The sequence below is a fragment of the Rhodovastum atsumiense genome (assembly GCF_937425535.1).
Lineage (GTDB): Bacteria > Pseudomonadota > Alphaproteobacteria > Acetobacterales > Acetobacteraceae > Rhodovastum > Rhodovastum atsumiense.
On sequence record NZ_OW485603.1, the window covers coordinates 94030 to 108782 of the forward strand.

At 67.1% G+C, this 14753-nt stretch carries 16 protein-coding genes and 2 pseudogenes; 14 read left to right on the forward strand and 4 right to left on the reverse strand.

Going from position 1 to position 14753, the window contains the following annotated elements; all coding sequences use genetic code 11:
• The first annotated feature begins 29 nt into the window (after window positions 1–29).
• The 5 genes from NBY65_RS30425 (at window position 30) to NBY65_RS30445 (ending at window position 4167) form a co-directional block, all read left to right on the forward strand.
• Window positions 30–1235 carry a tyrosine-type recombinase/integrase gene (locus NBY65_RS30425; protein WP_150045663.1) on the forward strand — a complete coding sequence of 402 codons (1206 nt, stop codon included), beginning with the start codon at window positions 30–32 and terminating at the stop codon, window positions 1233–1235.
• Entirely contained in the window at window positions 1232–2197 is a 966-nt protein-coding gene (locus NBY65_RS30430) for a tyrosine-type recombinase/integrase (protein ID WP_150045664.1), read from the forward strand. The genes NBY65_RS30425 and NBY65_RS30430 overlap by 4 nt, the downstream gene beginning before the upstream one ends.
• Window positions 2190–3200: a tyrosine-type recombinase/integrase gene (locus NBY65_RS30435; protein ID WP_150045665.1), complete on the forward strand. Its 1011-nt coding sequence runs from the start codon at window positions 2190–2192 to the stop codon at window positions 3198–3200. Before NBY65_RS30430 ends, NBY65_RS30435 begins: the two co-directional genes overlap by 8 nt.
• A gap of 176 nt (window positions 3201–3376) precedes the next feature.
• Window positions 3377–3538 (forward strand): transposase domain-containing protein, encoded by a 162-nt coding sequence (locus NBY65_RS30440; RefSeq protein ID WP_275266346.1) that lies wholly within the window; start codon window positions 3377–3379, stop codon window positions 3536–3538.
• On the forward strand, window positions 3535–4167 hold the full coding sequence (locus NBY65_RS30445) for a UPF0149 family protein (RefSeq protein ID WP_203330757.1): 633 nt from the start codon (window positions 3535–3537) through the stop codon (window positions 4165–4167). The genes NBY65_RS30440 and NBY65_RS30445 overlap by 4 nt, the downstream gene beginning before the upstream one ends.
• 165 nt (window positions 4168–4332) lie before the next feature.
• Here the strand turns inward: NBY65_RS30445 and NBY65_RS30450 are convergent.
• Window positions 4333–4680: pseudogene (locus NBY65_RS30450) on the reverse strand (IS6 family transposase); the annotation flags it as partial.
• Window positions 4681–4961: 281 nt separating this feature from the next.
• On the opposite strand from NBY65_RS30450, the gene NBY65_RS30455 reads away from it, so the two are divergent.
• Entirely contained in the window at window positions 4962–5249 is a 288-nt protein-coding gene (locus NBY65_RS30455; protein ID WP_150045667.1) for a hypothetical protein, read from the forward strand.
• A gap of 95 nt (window positions 5250–5344) precedes the next feature.
• On the opposite strand, the pseudogene NBY65_RS30460 reads toward NBY65_RS30455, so the two are convergent.
• Window positions 5345–6152 (reverse strand): annotated as a pseudogene (locus NBY65_RS30460) (IS5 family transposase).
• Between the two features lie 119 nt (window positions 6153–6271).
• Here NBY65_RS30460 and NBY65_RS30465 point away from each other — a divergent pair.
• The 6 genes from NBY65_RS30465 to NBY65_RS30490 all read left to right on the forward strand — a co-directional run bounded on the left by NBY65_RS30465 (window position 6272) and on the right by NBY65_RS30490 (window position 12212).
• A complete protein-coding gene (locus tag NBY65_RS30465; RefSeq protein ID WP_150045668.1) occupies window positions 6272–7393 on the forward strand; it encodes a hypothetical protein in 1122 nt (373 codons plus the stop codon).
• Window positions 7377–7622, forward strand: a complete 246-nt coding sequence (locus NBY65_RS30470) for a hypothetical protein (RefSeq protein WP_150045669.1) — start codon at window positions 7377–7379, stop codon at window positions 7620–7622. Before NBY65_RS30465 ends, NBY65_RS30470 begins: the two co-directional genes overlap by 17 nt.
• 250 nt (window positions 7623–7872) lie before the next feature.
• A complete protein-coding gene (locus NBY65_RS30475; RefSeq protein WP_150045670.1) occupies window positions 7873–8781 on the forward strand; it encodes a DUF3991 and toprim domain-containing protein in 909 nt (302 codons plus the stop codon).
• 200 nt (window positions 8782–8981) lie between these two features.
• Window positions 8982–10007, forward strand: a complete 1026-nt coding sequence (locus NBY65_RS30480; protein WP_162530913.1) for an AAA family ATPase — start codon at window positions 8982–8984, stop codon at window positions 10005–10007.
• Window positions 10008–10101: 94 nt separating this feature from the next.
• Complete coding sequence (locus NBY65_RS30485) at window positions 10102–11001, forward strand: hypothetical protein (RefSeq protein ID WP_150045672.1); 900 nt, start codon at window positions 10102–10104, stop codon at window positions 10999–11001.
• 14 nt (window positions 11002–11015) lie between these two features.
• Window positions 11016–12212 (forward strand): vWA domain-containing protein, encoded by a 1197-nt coding sequence (locus tag NBY65_RS30490; RefSeq protein ID WP_250265973.1) that lies wholly within the window; start codon window positions 11016–11018, stop codon window positions 12210–12212.
• A gap of 39 nt (window positions 12213–12251) precedes the next feature.
• Here the strand turns inward: NBY65_RS30490 and NBY65_RS30495 are convergent, their stop codons facing one another.
• Window positions 12252–12821 (reverse strand): hypothetical protein, encoded by a 570-nt coding sequence (locus tag NBY65_RS30495; RefSeq protein ID WP_250265974.1) that lies wholly within the window; start codon window positions 12819–12821, stop codon window positions 12252–12254.
• A 567-nt stretch (window positions 12822–13388) separates the two neighbouring features.
• Between NBY65_RS30495 and NBY65_RS30500 the strand changes: the two genes are divergently transcribed.
• Together NBY65_RS30500 and NBY65_RS30505 are read left to right on the forward strand one after the other, a co-directional pair.
• On the forward strand, window positions 13389–13610 hold the full coding sequence (locus NBY65_RS30500) for a hypothetical protein (RefSeq protein WP_150045862.1): 222 nt from the start codon (window positions 13389–13391) through the stop codon (window positions 13608–13610).
• Window positions 13607–14191, forward strand: coding sequence for a zeta toxin family protein (locus NBY65_RS30505; protein ID WP_150045861.1), 585 nt, complete (start codon window positions 13607–13609; stop codon window positions 14189–14191). Before NBY65_RS30500 ends, NBY65_RS30505 begins: the two co-directional genes overlap by 4 nt.
• Here NBY65_RS30505 and NBY65_RS30510 read toward each other — a convergent pair.
• Window positions 14172–14720, reverse strand: a complete 549-nt coding sequence (locus NBY65_RS30510) for a hypothetical protein (RefSeq protein ID WP_250265975.1) — start codon at window positions 14718–14720, stop codon at window positions 14172–14174. The two genes, NBY65_RS30505 and NBY65_RS30510, sit on opposite strands and share 20 nt — an antisense overlap.
• Window positions 14721–14753 lie beyond the last annotated feature (33 nt).

Genomic DNA, 14753 nt, shown 5'->3' on the forward strand with positions numbered 1-14753 from the left:
CACCAGTGGCGCATGCTACATAATGGCGCGTGTTCGGGCCGTATGTGGCACAGTATTGCTGCTATCTGCGCGACAGGCGCTACGCCACGCACACCCGGCACATTTACCTGGGCTGTGTCGCGCACTTCGCCCGCTGGCTTGCTGCCGAGGGGCTCGGCTTGGAGGACGCTGACGAGCAAGCAGGGCGGCGCTTTGTCAGCACTCACCTGCCGCACTGCGACTGCCCGTCGCCCGTCAGGCGCACGCCGCATGAGGTCAGGGCCGCCCTGGCCCACCTGCACCGGGTGCTCAGGGGCTGCGGCGCGCTCGCGGCGCCGCAGCCCGGCGAAATCGGACCCATCGCGTCGGAACTGGCTGCGTTCGACCGTTACATGAGCGCAGTGCGCGGTCTCGCTGCCAGTACGCGCCGTCAGCGCGTCCGCATCGTCGGCGCGTTCCTGACCGGGCGTTTTGGGAACCGCCCGCTCGCACTTGCGGATCTCACCACGGCTGAGCTGAGTCGCTTCGTGCTGGGCAGCGGCGATGGCAGCAGGCGGAGTGCCGGAACCATGCAGCTGATGACTGACGCTTTGCGCTGTTATCTTCGGTTCCGCAGCCTTGCCGGCGATCCGGTTGGCGCGCTGGCGAAGACCATTCCCACCGCGGCGCACTGGCGCCTGGCCAGCTTGCCGGAGGTGCTCTCGCCGGCGGAGATCGATCAGCTCCTCGGCTCCTTCGGTGAGGCCATTCCCTCGCGCAAGCGGGCCTACGCCATGGTGCGTTGCCTGACTGACCTCGGCCTGCGCGCAGCCGAGGTCGCCCGATTGCAGCTGGATGACCTGGACTGGCAGGCAGGTACACTGCGCATCGCCCACGGCAAGTCCCGCCGTACCGACCTGCTCCCGTTGCCAGTCGAGACAGGGCGAGCGATTGCCGACTATCTGCACGGCGAGAGACCGACGACGACGAACCGAGCCGTTTTCGTCCGCCACGTCGCTCCCTACGACGAGCCGATCCGTACAGGCGTCGTGCAGAGGATCGTCCGGGAGGCATATCGCCGATGCGGTTGGACCCGTACGCGCGTTCACATCCTCCGCCACAGCGTGGCGAGCCGGCTGCTGCGGCAGGGCCTGCCACTCAAGGAGATCGCCGACGTCCTCAGACACCGCAGCCTCGACACGTCAGCAATTTACGCCAAGGTCGATGACGTGCGGCTGACTGCGATAGCGCTGCCTTGGCCCGGGAGGACGGAATGACCCCGGCACTGTCTATGCTGTCCCTGGCTCAGGCCTATTTGGATGAGCGGCGGCGCTTCGGATTCGTGCTCGCCACCTCGGGTGCGCATCTGCTGAACTTTGCCCGATTTGCCGATCGGACCGGGCACCGTGGCCCACTCACCGTTCAACTCATGATGGACTGGGCACAGGGCGAGGCAAAGCGTGCCAACCCGGCCAACTGGGCGAGGCGTCTGGGGATCCTCCGCCCGTTTGCCAGGTATCGCGCGCTGGTCGAATCCGGCACGGAGGTCCCCTGTGCCGACGTCTTCAACCACAAGCGGCGACGACCCACGCCGCACATCTACACCGTCGCGGAGATTGCGGACCTACTGGCCGCGGCACGCCGGCTGCCGCCAACAGGGACGTTGCGCCCGCTTACCTATGAGACGTTCTTCGGCCTGGTTGCGGCTACCGGCCTGCGGCTTTCGGAGGCGCTGCGCCTGCGATGCGGTGACTTCGACGCCGATGGCGGTACGCTGACAATCAGGCAGACCAAATTCTGCAAGTCCCGTCTCGTGCCACTGCACCCCACGACCATCGCAGCAGTGTCCCAGTACCTCTTGGCACGCCAGCGCTTCATCTCGGCAGAGCCAAACGCGCCCTTATTCGTGTCGCTGTCAGGGACCGCGCTTGCCAAGAAAACCGTGCACTGCGTCTTCGCCCGGCTGCGCGCGGAGCTGGGCTGGGTCGCCCGCGGAACCCTGCCGATGCCGCGCATCCACGACCTGCGTCACAGCTTCGTCTGCCGCCGGGTGACACTGTGGCATGAGACCGGGGCCGACATCGACAACGCGATGCTGGCGCTCTCGACCTATGTCGGTCATACCAAAGTCTCCGACACGTACTGGTATTTGACCGCCGTACCAGACCTGATGGCCGTGGCAGGAAAACGCTTCGAGATGTTCGCAGCGGCGGACGCGGGGGAGGCCAAACATGGCTGATCCCCCGCAGCCTCCATCCTTCGCGACGCTGCTCCAGCGCTTCTTCGCGGAGCACCTTACCCAGCACCGGTCTGTCAGCCCGCGCACCATCGCAGCTTACAGGGACACGTTCAGGCTACTGCTGCTGTTTGCCGAGCGGCGCATTGGCAAGGCACCGGCTACCGTTGCCCTTACTGATCTCGACGCATCGCTCGTACTGGCCTTCCTGGACCATCTCGAGGCTGAGCGGGGCAACAGCGCGCGGACCCGTAACGTCCGCCTCACCGCCATCCGCTCGTTCCTTGGCTATGCCGCTCGCCACGATCTCTCGGCCCTACCAACCATCCAGCAGACCTTGGCCATTCCCGTAAAGCGTTTCGATCGGCCCATGCTCGGGTTTCTGTCGCGCGACGAGATGCAGGCTGTTCTCGATGCCCCGGACGCGCAGACCTGGGTTGGCCAACGGGACCGAGCGTTGCTGACAACGATGTACAACACAGGTGCCCGTGTCTCGGAGATCATCGGTACGCGGATCGCTGATCTTGTCCTCGACGGCGCGCCATGCATCCACCTCCGCGGCAAGGGACGCAAGCAGCGCGCTGTCCCGCTCTGGCGCACGACGGCAACGCTACTGCGGGCCTGGACGCGGCAGCTCAACGGCGCGGTCGCCGGCAGTCCGCTGTTCCCGAACCGGGGCGGGACGGCGATGACACGCTCGAACGTTACACAGCGGCTTGCGCTGTGCGTCCAGGCAGCCGCTGCCGACCGACCGCACCTGCTCGGTCGCAGCATTTCGCCGCATACGATCCGGCATACCACCGCTATGCACTTGCTTCAGTCAGGGGTGGACATCACCGTGATCGCATTGTGGCTTGGCCACGAGAGTCCAGCGACAACGCACATGTACGTCGAGGCTGACCTGGCGATGAAAGAGCGCGCGCTCGGCCACCTACAGCCGCCGGGCACCGCCGTACCGCGCTATCGGCCACCCGACGCGCTGATGCGCTTCCTCCAGAACCTATGAACTATGCGCAGTTCGGCATGAGCGTCGGCTTGAAATGCCGGCATCTCCACACCGGACTGCGCATAATCCGCGGCTGCACATAGTGCCTGCTATGCAAATCTCTGCATAGCAGGCACAGTTCGCTGTTCGCCGGATCGGAACGTGGCGGACGCACCTGGGCGATCCTGACGTCGCTGCTGAATACGTGCCGGCTGAATGACGTCGATCCGCTGACCTGGTTGACCGACGTGCTGGCGCGCATCGTCTCCGGCCGCACCAAGAGCCATCAGCTGCACGAGTTGCTGGCCTGGAACTGGAAGGCCGCCCGCATGCCTCAGTCGTTGCAGGAAGCAGCATGACGCGCCGATCGACCAAGCCAGTGCCGTCATCGGCCGCAGCCAGCGTGGCTCGTCCGCCCATGCCGCTCGACGAACTCGACCGCTGGCTCCGTACACCCCGTCCGCGAACCCCCATCGCCGACGGCCTGGCCATGCTCGACGGCTTTCTCACCGCCATCGTCGTCGGCCCGGTTACCTATGAACCGCTCGGTTGGATCTGCCCGCTGCTCGGCGTCAGCAAGGACGCGTATTGCCACGGCGACACGCCGGAGTTCGCCGCCATCGCCGCTGTCGCCAAATATCACAATGCGCTGGCCGCCACGCTGAGCGAGACGCCGGACCAGTTCACGCCGCGGTTCGACCGCAGCGAATCGGGTGCGGTTGATGTCGGGCCCTGGTGCCGCGGCTTCCACGCCGCCATCCAGCTCAATCCGAAATACTGGCGCCCCCTGTTGCCCGCACGCCGGCAGGCCCATCTCTGGCTGATCCCTATCCTCGCCCACTGCACAGACCCCGACGGCCGCCGGGTCCCGGGGGCCCCGCCCCCGGGACCACTGACCGAGCTGGCCCGCTTCGACGCCCATCGCAACATCCCGTCCGCCGTCGTCGCCATGCGCGAATTCTGGGCGCCCACCCGCTACGGCCGCTGACCACCGGGCGTGCGGAGCACGCAGCCGCCGCACCCTCACCTCAGCAGCCGCGCGGCTGCACCAGCACTCCGCCACCTGCTGCGTCTCCAATCATCGTCCGCACCCCCGCCAGTCTCGCCGCGCGCGCGTGACAGCACCAGGTGATCAAGTCGCAATGGTTACGAAGAATCGCTTCGCTGCCGCCGCGTCCCGTCTCACGCTGAGCAGGAAATCGATGGTCTGGCCCCGGCTGTCGACCGCCCGATACAGGTAGGTCCAGCGGCCTTTCACCTTGATGTACGTCTCGTCGACCCGCCACGAACCGGTGCAGGGCCGCAGATAGGGGCGAAGCCGCTTCTCCAACTCGGCCGCGTAGGCCTGGATCCAACGAAACGGGGTGGTGTGGTCGACCTTCACGCCACGATCGGCCAGCATCAGCTCGAGATCCCGATAGCTGATCGGGAACATCAGATACCACCGCACCGCCCAGAGGATCACCTCGCCGGTGAAATGCCGCCCCTTGAAACTCATCACCGTCAGGCTCCACCACCGCTCATCCTACGCGATCATACCCGATCTCCGACCCACGTCGAATTTCGCAACAGAGCCCCAAGCACGTCCATAGACCAACAACTTGACAATGCCCTTCGACGGATTCCGCCGCAAAGTTTGCAACAGATCCTTTGGTTGAACATACAAACCTAAATTAGCCCGCACGGTGTCTCAAAGTCATTGACACATTCCGGTTACGGTATTTTACTTTATGCACAATACAATGCATTGTTTGTACGAGACATGAAGGAAGCAACGCCACGATGACCGGTTCAAAAGCCAGCATGTCACCCGAAGGATGTGCACGGCAGCTCAGAGAAAGCGTGCGATACGCTAAAGCACAAATATATGGAACCATTGAAACGCTTGACCAGATCTTGGCTGCAGCCATCGAGAAGGGCTCCATGAGCGAGGGGCAGATCGCTGAAGCTGCCGAGGTGCTCAATATCGCCCGCGATTCGGTAGTGCATATCGCCCACGATATCAACAATCTGGCCGAGGCCTTTATGAGCGTGCGCGACCTGCTTGCGGTGACACAGCGCTCAGATTGAGATCTTGAACGGTTCTGTTGCAAACCCTGCGGCCGGTCGAACAGCGCCGCTGCGTGAGCGGGTTTCACGCCATTCCTAAGAGTCTGTCTCTGAACTCATGCGGAACGAGCGAGCCGCCGGGTGAGCAGCATAACGGAGGCGGCGTAGAGGAAGGCGGTAGCCGAGGCGATGGTGGCCTCGAAGTCTCGGGCGAGACGGCGGTTTCGGCCGAGCCACGCGAAGCACCTTTCGACCACCCAGCGCCTCGGGTGAACGGCGAAGCCGACCTGACCGGCGGGCTTGCGGACGATCTCGATGGCGATGCACGTCGCGGCAGCCACACGCTCGGCGGCGTAGGCGGCATCGGCAAAGACACGCTCGATGAACGGGAAGCTGGCGCGCGACGCCTTGAGCACGGGCGGTGCGCCGTCGCGGTCCTGCACGCTGGCCGGGGTCACTTGGCCGACCAGCGGGCGTCGGTCGGTGTCCACCAGAAGGTGGCGCTTGCGTCCGTTGATCTTTTTGCCTGCGTCGTAGCCGCGCGGGCCACCTGCCTCAGTGGTCTTGACGCTCTGGCTGTCAATCACCGCCGCCGAAGGGCTGGCCTCGCGACCGGCGCGCTCGCGGTCAGCCATGACGAGGTGGTGGTTGATCACCTCAAACACGCCAGCGCCAGCGGGCGAACCAGCCATAGACCGTCTGGTGCGGCGGGAAGCAAGTCGGCAGCATCCGCCACGGAATGCCGCCGCGGAGCACGTAGAAGATCGCGTCCACGATATCGCGCAGTGGCCATTCCGGTGTGCGGCCCCGTGGTGAAGGTGGCGGCAATAGCGGCCTCAGTACGGCCCACTCGGCATCGGTGGTGTCGCTGGCGAAGCGCAGGCCATCGCGCCTATGCTGGGCGCGGGTGGTCGGGGTCCACATCAGGTGTCCATCCAACTCGGTCGGGACTGTCGCATGATTGGGGGTGAGAACAAATAGGTGATAATCTATGGCGCTATTCTCTCGGTGGGATGGCGCGGGTGGCATGGGTTGTACGGCTGGTGGAGACCAGTGCTGGTAGCGATGACCAGGGCACGAAGGTGATGGAGATCGCGAAGCCGGCTGATCTTCGCGACATCGCCAATCTGGGCCTGAACCTGGCCGAGGCAAAAGAACTGCTGGCCGCCATCCAGCGAGAGGTGGTCGCTGCCCAGGCCAGGGAACATGCTGTACGGCGGCCGACTTGCCGATCGTGCGGCGGCGCCTGTCACATAAAGGATTACCGCCAGCATCGGATTGCAACCCTGTTCGGCCAGGTGACCGTACGGCTGCCGCGGTTCCGCTGCGGCGGCTGTGGCGAGATCGAGGGCGGTGTTGACTGGCCGTCGCATTGCCGATCGGCTCCCGAACTCGATCGTCTGCAGGCCCATCTTTCAGCGCTGATGACCTACCGCGTGGCGGCCGGTGTGTTGGAGCAGATGTTTCCCATCGAGGCTGGCAGGAATCACGAGACCCTTCGCCGCCATACCATGACGCTCGGCGAGCAGCTACGGCATCGGCCGGTGGCCACGCTGGTGACGCCGGCAGCGGCGATTTCCATCAGCGTGGACTCGACGTTCATCCGTAGCTGCGAGGAGGGGGAGCGACATCTGGAAGTCAAGGTCGGCAATGTCGAGACCGAGGCTGGCTCTCGACAAGTGTTCGGCGCCGTGACCGGAGCGGAGACGAATCTCGTAGCGCTGATCGGCCACAGGTTGGACAGCGTTGGTCGAACCGGCACCACGGCACTGACCGGTTTCACTGACGGCTGCGCCGGTCTGCGCTCTATTCTGGTCGCCAGCGGCGTCGCCGAACCACCCATCCTTGATTGGTTCCACATCTCGATGCGGCTGCAACAGCCTGGAGCAAACCGCGGGCACCTTGTCAACCGACACACCGGCACGGCGAGAGGCGAAGGCGGTGATCGTGACAGAAGTCGACCGGCTGCGCTGGCGTCTGTGGAACGGCAAGGCCAAGGATGCTCAGGTCAGTATCGAGCGCATCCGCAAAGTCATGCACGCGTTCCAGGGGGAAGTAGCAGGGCGCCCATCGCATGTGCCGTCATCGCGCAAGCTGTGGACTGCATTATTAGCGCTGGACGGCTATCTGGTCGGTCAGGCCAACTGGATGGTCAACTACGCTGAGCGCCATCGTGTCGGCCGGCGGGTCGGGACAGCCATCACCGAAGGCACTGCCAATTTCCTGGTAAACCGCCGGATGAACAAGTCGCAGCAGATGCGCTGGACCCGCCATGGTGCCGATCTTCTGCTGCAGGTTCGCTGCGCTGTCTACAACGGCACCTTCGGTCTCAGCTTCGGGCAACGCTTTCAGATCGCCAACGATCAGCATCCGCCAGCAGCCCTCGCGGCCTGACCCCCAATCATGAGACAGTCCCTCACGGGCCGCTTCAAGTCTTTGATAAAACGATGATCTGCGACTGGCGGTGAGATCTCTGCCGCTTGCGCCTGGCCCGCGGCAAGGATGCGGCCCTGCGGTCCCGCGCCGGCGGTGCGGCGCGCCCTTGCCCCGGTCCGGCTTCGCGGCCTGCGGGCGCCATCCGGCGCCGCGTCAGGACAGGCATTCGCCCCTGCTCCGTGGCGCCCCGGTGGACAGGAGCAGGACGATGCGGACCGACGACGCGGAGATTGCGGCATTGCGCGCGCGGGTGGATTGCCGCGCCGTGCTTGAACACGCGGGATGGCGGATGGACATCCGGGAGAGCACGCGCCGCGCGGTGAAATACCGCTGCGGCGCTGGCCGGATCGTCATCGTGACACATGGTGGTCAGGGCTGGTTCGATCCGCTCTCCCCGGCCAAGGGCGACGTGTTTGCCCTGGCGCAATATCTCTGGGGCGGCAGTTTCCGGGACGCCTGCCTGGCCTTGCGATCGCTGGCCGGTGTTGCCCTGGCAGCGCCGGCAGCTCTGCCGGGCCGGCCAACCGGCGCATTGTTACCACTGGCGCAACGCTGGCAGTGTCGGCGTCCGCCGCGTCCCGGCTCGCCGTGCTGGCGCTACCTCACCGAGGTTCGTAGCCTGCCCGACGCCACTCTCGGCCGCGCCATCGCTGCCGATCTGCTGCGCGAAGGACCGGCGGCCAGCCTGTGGGCACTGCACCGCGATGGTGCCGGCGGCATCGCCGGCTGGGAGATGCGCGGTCCGCACTGGCGCGGCTTCGCGACCGGCGGCAGCAAGACCCTGTTTGCCATCGGCGCCGTGGCGCCGGCGCGCGTCGCCATCACGGAGGCGGCGATCGACGCGCTCAGCCTGGCCACGCTCGAAGATTTCGCTCCGGGTAGTCTCTACGCCAGCACCGGCGGCGGCATCGGGCCGGCGACCGAACGCCTGATCGCCACGCTCGCCACAGCCACGACCGGCGCCGAGATCGTCGCCGCGACCGACGCCGATACGGCCGGAGACCGCTACGCCGTGCGCATCGCGGACATCGCGGCTGCTTCCGGCGTGCGGTGCAGCCGGCTGCGGCCGGTGCGGGGAGACTGGAACGACACACTACGAAACGGCAACGCCCGATAGCCAAAAGCCAGGACGGCACCGGAGGTGCATGCCACCGCGCCGCCCCCCGGACGGGCAAGCGGTGGGTCCTCGCCATGCTCGCCGGGTGCTGTGCCCCGGCTGTGCGTGGCTGCGGTCCCGCGCTCCGCGCGCGCTGGCCCGCCGGGAGCGCCCGGCGGCTTGCGAGGGGTGTTCAGCCCCGATCCTGGAAGGGACGCAAGATGAATCTCGCCGAATTCGAAACTGTGCTGCTGGAGATCCTGCGACACAACCAACGCCTCGCCGATGCCGGCGCCCCGGTGACCAGCTTCCTCATTCCGATGGCCTGGGGTGATCCCGGCCTCGGCAAGACCACCATCGTCGAGGCGGTCGCCGCCACGCTCGGCTGGCAGGTGATCCAGGCCGACCTGGCGACCCGTGATCCGGCTGAACTCGGCGGCATGCCGTGGGTGGAGAACGGCCGCGCCATTCGTTGCCGGCCGGACTGGTTGCCCGACAGCGGCCAGGGCATCCTGTTCCTCGACGAACTGCCACAGGCCGGCGTGGCCAACATGAACATCGGTGCCACGCTGGTGCGCGAGCACCGTATCGGCGAGCATTTTCTCCCGCGCGGCTGGATGGTGGTCTGTGCCGGCAACTTCCAGCACAACCGCGCCGGCACCAGCGCCATGCCCTCGCACCTACGCAATCGCCTGCTGCACCTGACCGTCGAGGCGGATGCCAATGCCTGGGCGCAGTGGGCGAGCCGCAAGGGGCTCGACCCGATGCTGATCGCCTACAACCGCTTCCGCGCCGCCGAGTACCATCACCGGTTCTGCGCTACCTCGAATGCCTACCCGACGCCACGCTCGTGGGAGATGGGCAGCCAGGTGCTCGGCCTCGACCTGCCCGAGGCGCTGCGCCGCGAGTGCCTCGACGGCACGGTTGGCGAGGCTGCCGGTGCCGACTTCGCCGGCTTCCGGCAGGTCTGCCAGAGCCTGCCGGATGTGCAGGCGATCATCGCCGATCCCACCACGGCACCGATCCCGTCGGATGCGATGACCCTCTACGCGCTGATAGGCGCGCTGGCCTACAACGCCCGGCCCGGCAACTTCGCTGCCATCATCACCTACCTCGACCGGCTGCCCGAGCAGGAATTCGCCGTGGCCGGCGTGCTCGACGCGACCGCCCGCGATGAGACGCTACGCCTGACCACGGCCTACACGCGTTGGGCCGCCGCGCACGGCGAACTGCTCAGCGCCAGCTGAACGTCGCCGCTTCCACAGCACCCCGCCCCGGACGGCGTGCCGCCGGGCGCCGCACGCGCGCCCGCACACGCTTTCCCATCCCAGGAGATTTCCGATGCACATCTCTCCCCGTGATGCGCTGCTGCCGGCCATCGACCTGTCGGCCCGTGCCCTGCTGGTTGCCACCCGCGTCCGCGTCTGGAGCGGCGAGAAGCGCGACCGCTCCATCACCCGCGAACTCTGTGACAGCAAGGGTGCCGAGCAGAACGCCATCCGCGCCAACAAGAGCCTGCTCGGGGACGCCATCGCGCCGGTGCAGACGGCCGAGCGCATCGTCCGTGCCGCCGTGGCCGAGCGCACCCTGCCCTGGATGGACGACGGCACCCGCATCCTCAAGGGGACTGCCTACCTGGCCTTCACCGACGCCATGGCGGAGCCGATCCGTGGCTTCGACGACGCGGTCAGCGCCTTCATCGCTGCCTATCCCGACATCCGCGAGCAGGCACGCCGACGCCTCGGCGACGCCTACAGTGACAGCGATTTCCCCAGCCAAGGACAGCTGCGGCAGCGCTTTGGAGTGAAGCTGACCTTCCTGCCGATCCCGAGCGCCGAAGATTTCCGCGTGCAGCTGGCCGCCGACGAGATCGACGCGGTGCGCCGCAATGCCGAGGAGGCGCTGCGTGGCACGGTGAACGACGCGGTCGCCAGCCTGCTGGAGCGGCTGCGCGAGCCGGTGGCGCGCATGGCCACCCGCCTGCGCCTGTTCAGCCGCGAGGACGGCCGGACCCGCCATCCGTTCCGCGACAGCCTGGTCGAGAATGTGCGGGCCATCGTGCAGCTGGCGCCAATGCTGAACTTGATGGATGACCCGCGCATCGCCGGCTTCTGCCGCGAGATCGAGGACCACCTGACCGCGTATCATCCCGACGATCTGCGCGCCTCGCCGGCGTTGCGCAACAGCGTCGCCGACAAGGCCGACGACATCCTGCGCCGCATGCAGGGCGCCTTCGCGTGACGAGGGGCAGGCGAATGTTGCCCCCCATCATCCCCCGGGCACGGGCGCGGCTGATGACCCGCGCCCCGTTCTTCGGTGCCCTGGCGCTCGGCCTGGACTGGATCGCCGAGCCCGGGCTCGACACTATGGCAACCGACGGGCGGGCGATCTTCTACAACCCGGACTGGTGCGCGGAGATCGGGACCGAACGCACCGCGGCCGTCATCGCGCACGAGGTGCTGCATATCGTGCTGAAACACCATCTGCGTCGTGGGGCGCGTCTCCCCGGGCTGTGGAACGTCGCCGCGGATTTCGCGATCAATGCCACCTTGCTCAAGGATGGGTTTGTTCTGCCGGACGATCTGCTGATCGACCACGCGGGCCGTTTCACCGGCCTGCCGGCGGAAGCGATCTATGAACGGCTGCTGCAGGAGCAGCCGACCCGCCCGGCACCGGCCGCGCCCGACGTTGGGCCATCTGGCCCGGGAGCAACGTCTTTGGACGCGCCGGCCTCCTCCGGTACCGCCGGGGAACCGCGCTGGGGACAGGTTCGTGACCTGACCCAGGTGGATGGCTCACCGCTGCCGGAAAGCCGCCGGCGGCAGGCGGGTCGCGATCTCGACGTACGGATCCGGCAGGCCGCTGCCATGGCCCGGCGCGCCGGCAAACTGCCCGGCACGCTTGTGGAGATGATCGCTGCCAGCGCGCCGCGCATCGACTGGCGTGACCGCTTTCGCCAGGTGTTCGACGGCACACGACGCGAGGCGCTTGACTGGGGACGGCCCAACCGTCGGTTTCTGCCGCATGGCCTCTATTTGCCGGGTTGGCGCCGCAGCGGCGCCGGAGTAATCGCCTTCGTGCTGGACACCTCCGGCTCGATCAGCCCGCGCGAGCTCGCCGCCTATACGGCCGAGGTGCTCGGCATCCTGGAGGAGACCAGCCCGGACCGCATCGTCCTGATCCAGTGCGACACCGCCGTCCGCCGCGTCGAGGATCTGCGGCCCGGCGAGGGCTTCGACAGCATCGAGGTCGAGGGGCGTGGGGGCACGAAGTTCCAGCCGGCGTTCGACTGGATCGCTGCGAACCTCCCGCAGGCGGCGGCGATCGTCTACGCGACCGACCTTGCCGCCGCGGACGAGCCGGTCGATCCAGGCATCCCGACGATCTGGCTGACGCCGACGCGCGGCCGGAGCACCGGCTTCGGCGAGGTCGTCACACTCGATCTGGCCTGAGCGTTCCGCCGCGGCGGAGCCGCCTTGCGCGAGACAAGGTCAGTCGGCGTGCATCATGCCGTCGCGGCAGAGCCGCTCCGTTTCTGTGGCCAGATCGAATGGCACCCACGACTCGTTGCGCAGCGCGAAGCCGACCGCGCGCGCGACGCCCTCGGCCTCCTCGCAGCGGAGATGCGCCTCCAGCAGCCGCGTTGCCGCGTCGAGAGCAAGCCGGTCAGCGTCCACCTCCTGCGCCGGTGCGTCATGATGGCCGGCCGCCGTCATGGCCACGAACCGCTGCCGTGCTGCCTGGGCTGCCTCACCGGCCTCGTCGGCGACCCGGCAGGCGGCGACCGCCGGCGCCACCGCGGATGCCAGCAGCGCCTTCAGGGCGAGTCGGCGCTCGGGACCAGGCTCCGCGCGCACGTGGTTGAGGATGTGCCCGGCCGTCTCCCGGTCCACCACGTGCCGCAGCATGGCGTCGGGCACAGGCAGCCCGAACGTCTCGGCACGCTGAAGCACCTGCCGCACATCCGGTGCCAGTTCGCGAAGCAGATCGAGCGTCGGATGCATCCGGTGTTCGATCGGGAACCGCACGACATTCGTGGCGGCGTTCTGCGAACCGCTCATTGCTTTCTCCATGTCCTGCCCGTCCCTGCTACGGTCCGATGCCGGCAGGCGACAAGCCTCTCCGCTGAATGTGAAGGCTTTCCTGGCCGGGATGGGCACCAGCCGCCGGGGACGATGTCTCGGGAACAGCGGACTGCCGGCATTCCGGCCAGGCATCGCGGGCTTCCCCATCGGCGCCTGGAGGCGGGCGGCGGCATCGTCACGGTCACCTTCCGGGTCAGCGCCATGCGAGCGCTGAGCTGCCGCGATCCGGGACCATTGTCTCGATCGGCAGCCAAATCAGCCTTATGTGGACGACCCCCGAGGATCAAGCGGCAACAACACTTTCTTGCTTGTGTGCGGCTGGCTGGAAAAGTACTCCTCCCTGGAGGAACTGCGCACGCCCCTGGCCGAGGCCAAGGCCACCGAGCTCAAGGCGCTCGAGGCAGATCTGGCCGCCAATGATAACCGGGACAGGAACGACCAGACGCTAACGGCTGGGGGGCAGCCTGAGAGGGGGCCTCCTACAACTCGCCACATGCTGCCCGGCACACTATCTATTGCCCTGTTGCCCCACGGAGCAAGGCCATGCCTGACCAGAGTGTCCCCGCTGCGCCTTCTCCCGCCTGGGCCAGCTTCGAGGCGGTCGAGGAGGCAGCCCGAGCGGCCCGTGCCCATCGCGTCGCGAGCGGCGAGGTTATGACGTATATGGCCGATGGGTGGGTCGTCCGCGAGTATCCGGACGGCCATATCGAGCGCCTGGCACCCGTTGCCGAGTTCCGGGACGAGGACTTCCCGTATCCGGCATGACGCGCCTGCTCGTCCATGCCGGGCCGAACGGCTCAGGAAAGAGCAGCCTGCGTGACCAAGATGCCCAGCCGGATCCGGTCGAGGTGGTGATCGACCCTGACCAGATCGCCCGTGGCCTGAACCCAGCCAACCCACGCGCGGCCGGCCGCACCGCCGGAAAGGCCGCGCTCACGCTCTTCGGGCACAGTCTGGCGGCGCACAGGTCGATTTCACTGGAGACGACCCTTGCGGGGCCCTCCGTTCTGCGTCGCTTCCGGGCCGCCAAGGCGGCCGGCTATGACATCGAACTCCGCTACGTTGCCCTGGAGACCGTGGCGCTGAACATCCAGCGCGTGTGTGGAGCGTGCCGCCAGGAGCGGCCTTTCATCGCGCCAGCAGATATCCGGCGCCGCTATTCGGCCAGCCTCGCCAATCTTCCGGAGGCCCTGGCCATCGTGGACCGGGGGATCCTGGCTGACAACTCCGGCGCGGTGCATCGGGTGGTTCTGGAGATGGCCGAGCAGCGGATCACCCGCACCGTGCCGGACCTGCCGGGCTGGTTGCTGCCCCTGATGCCGCAGATCAGGTCCCTGCGGTCCTGATCCGCTGGAGGTCCAGCACACCCTTCGCGCCCCAGCCCGTGGCCCCGGTCGGCACTTCCGGCCGGAAGTGCTCGTACAGGCGGAAACCGACCCTGTTCAGTTCTTCCGGCTCCATGGACCGCGCCAATTCCTCCATGGCATGCCGCACGGCCGGCAGGTCCTCCCCGAACGCCCGCTCGACGTAGCCAGCCGCCGCCTTCGGTGCGGCTGGCTTGTCGTGATCGAGGGCTCGGACGGAGCCTTTCTCCTCCACCACCGGCACATCGCGGCCGAGCAGATGCACGGCTTTCGGCGCGTGCGTCCTCTCCTTCTGCAGCTTGCGGGCCTCGTCGCGCAGGTCGCCCACCTCCCGGTGATCCTCGGCGATGCCGAGCGCCTTCGCCTTCACCCGCGCGCTCGAGCCGGCGACAGCTCGGCCGAGCGTGATCGCGGCATCCCGGTCATAGCCCAGCCGCTCGGCAACCACGGCCGCCCAAAGCGTCAGGACCGGCGCCCGGTTAACCCTGATCCCGTCCTTCGTCTCGGCCATGCGCTGCCTCCTGTTCATCTCTCCCAACGGGGC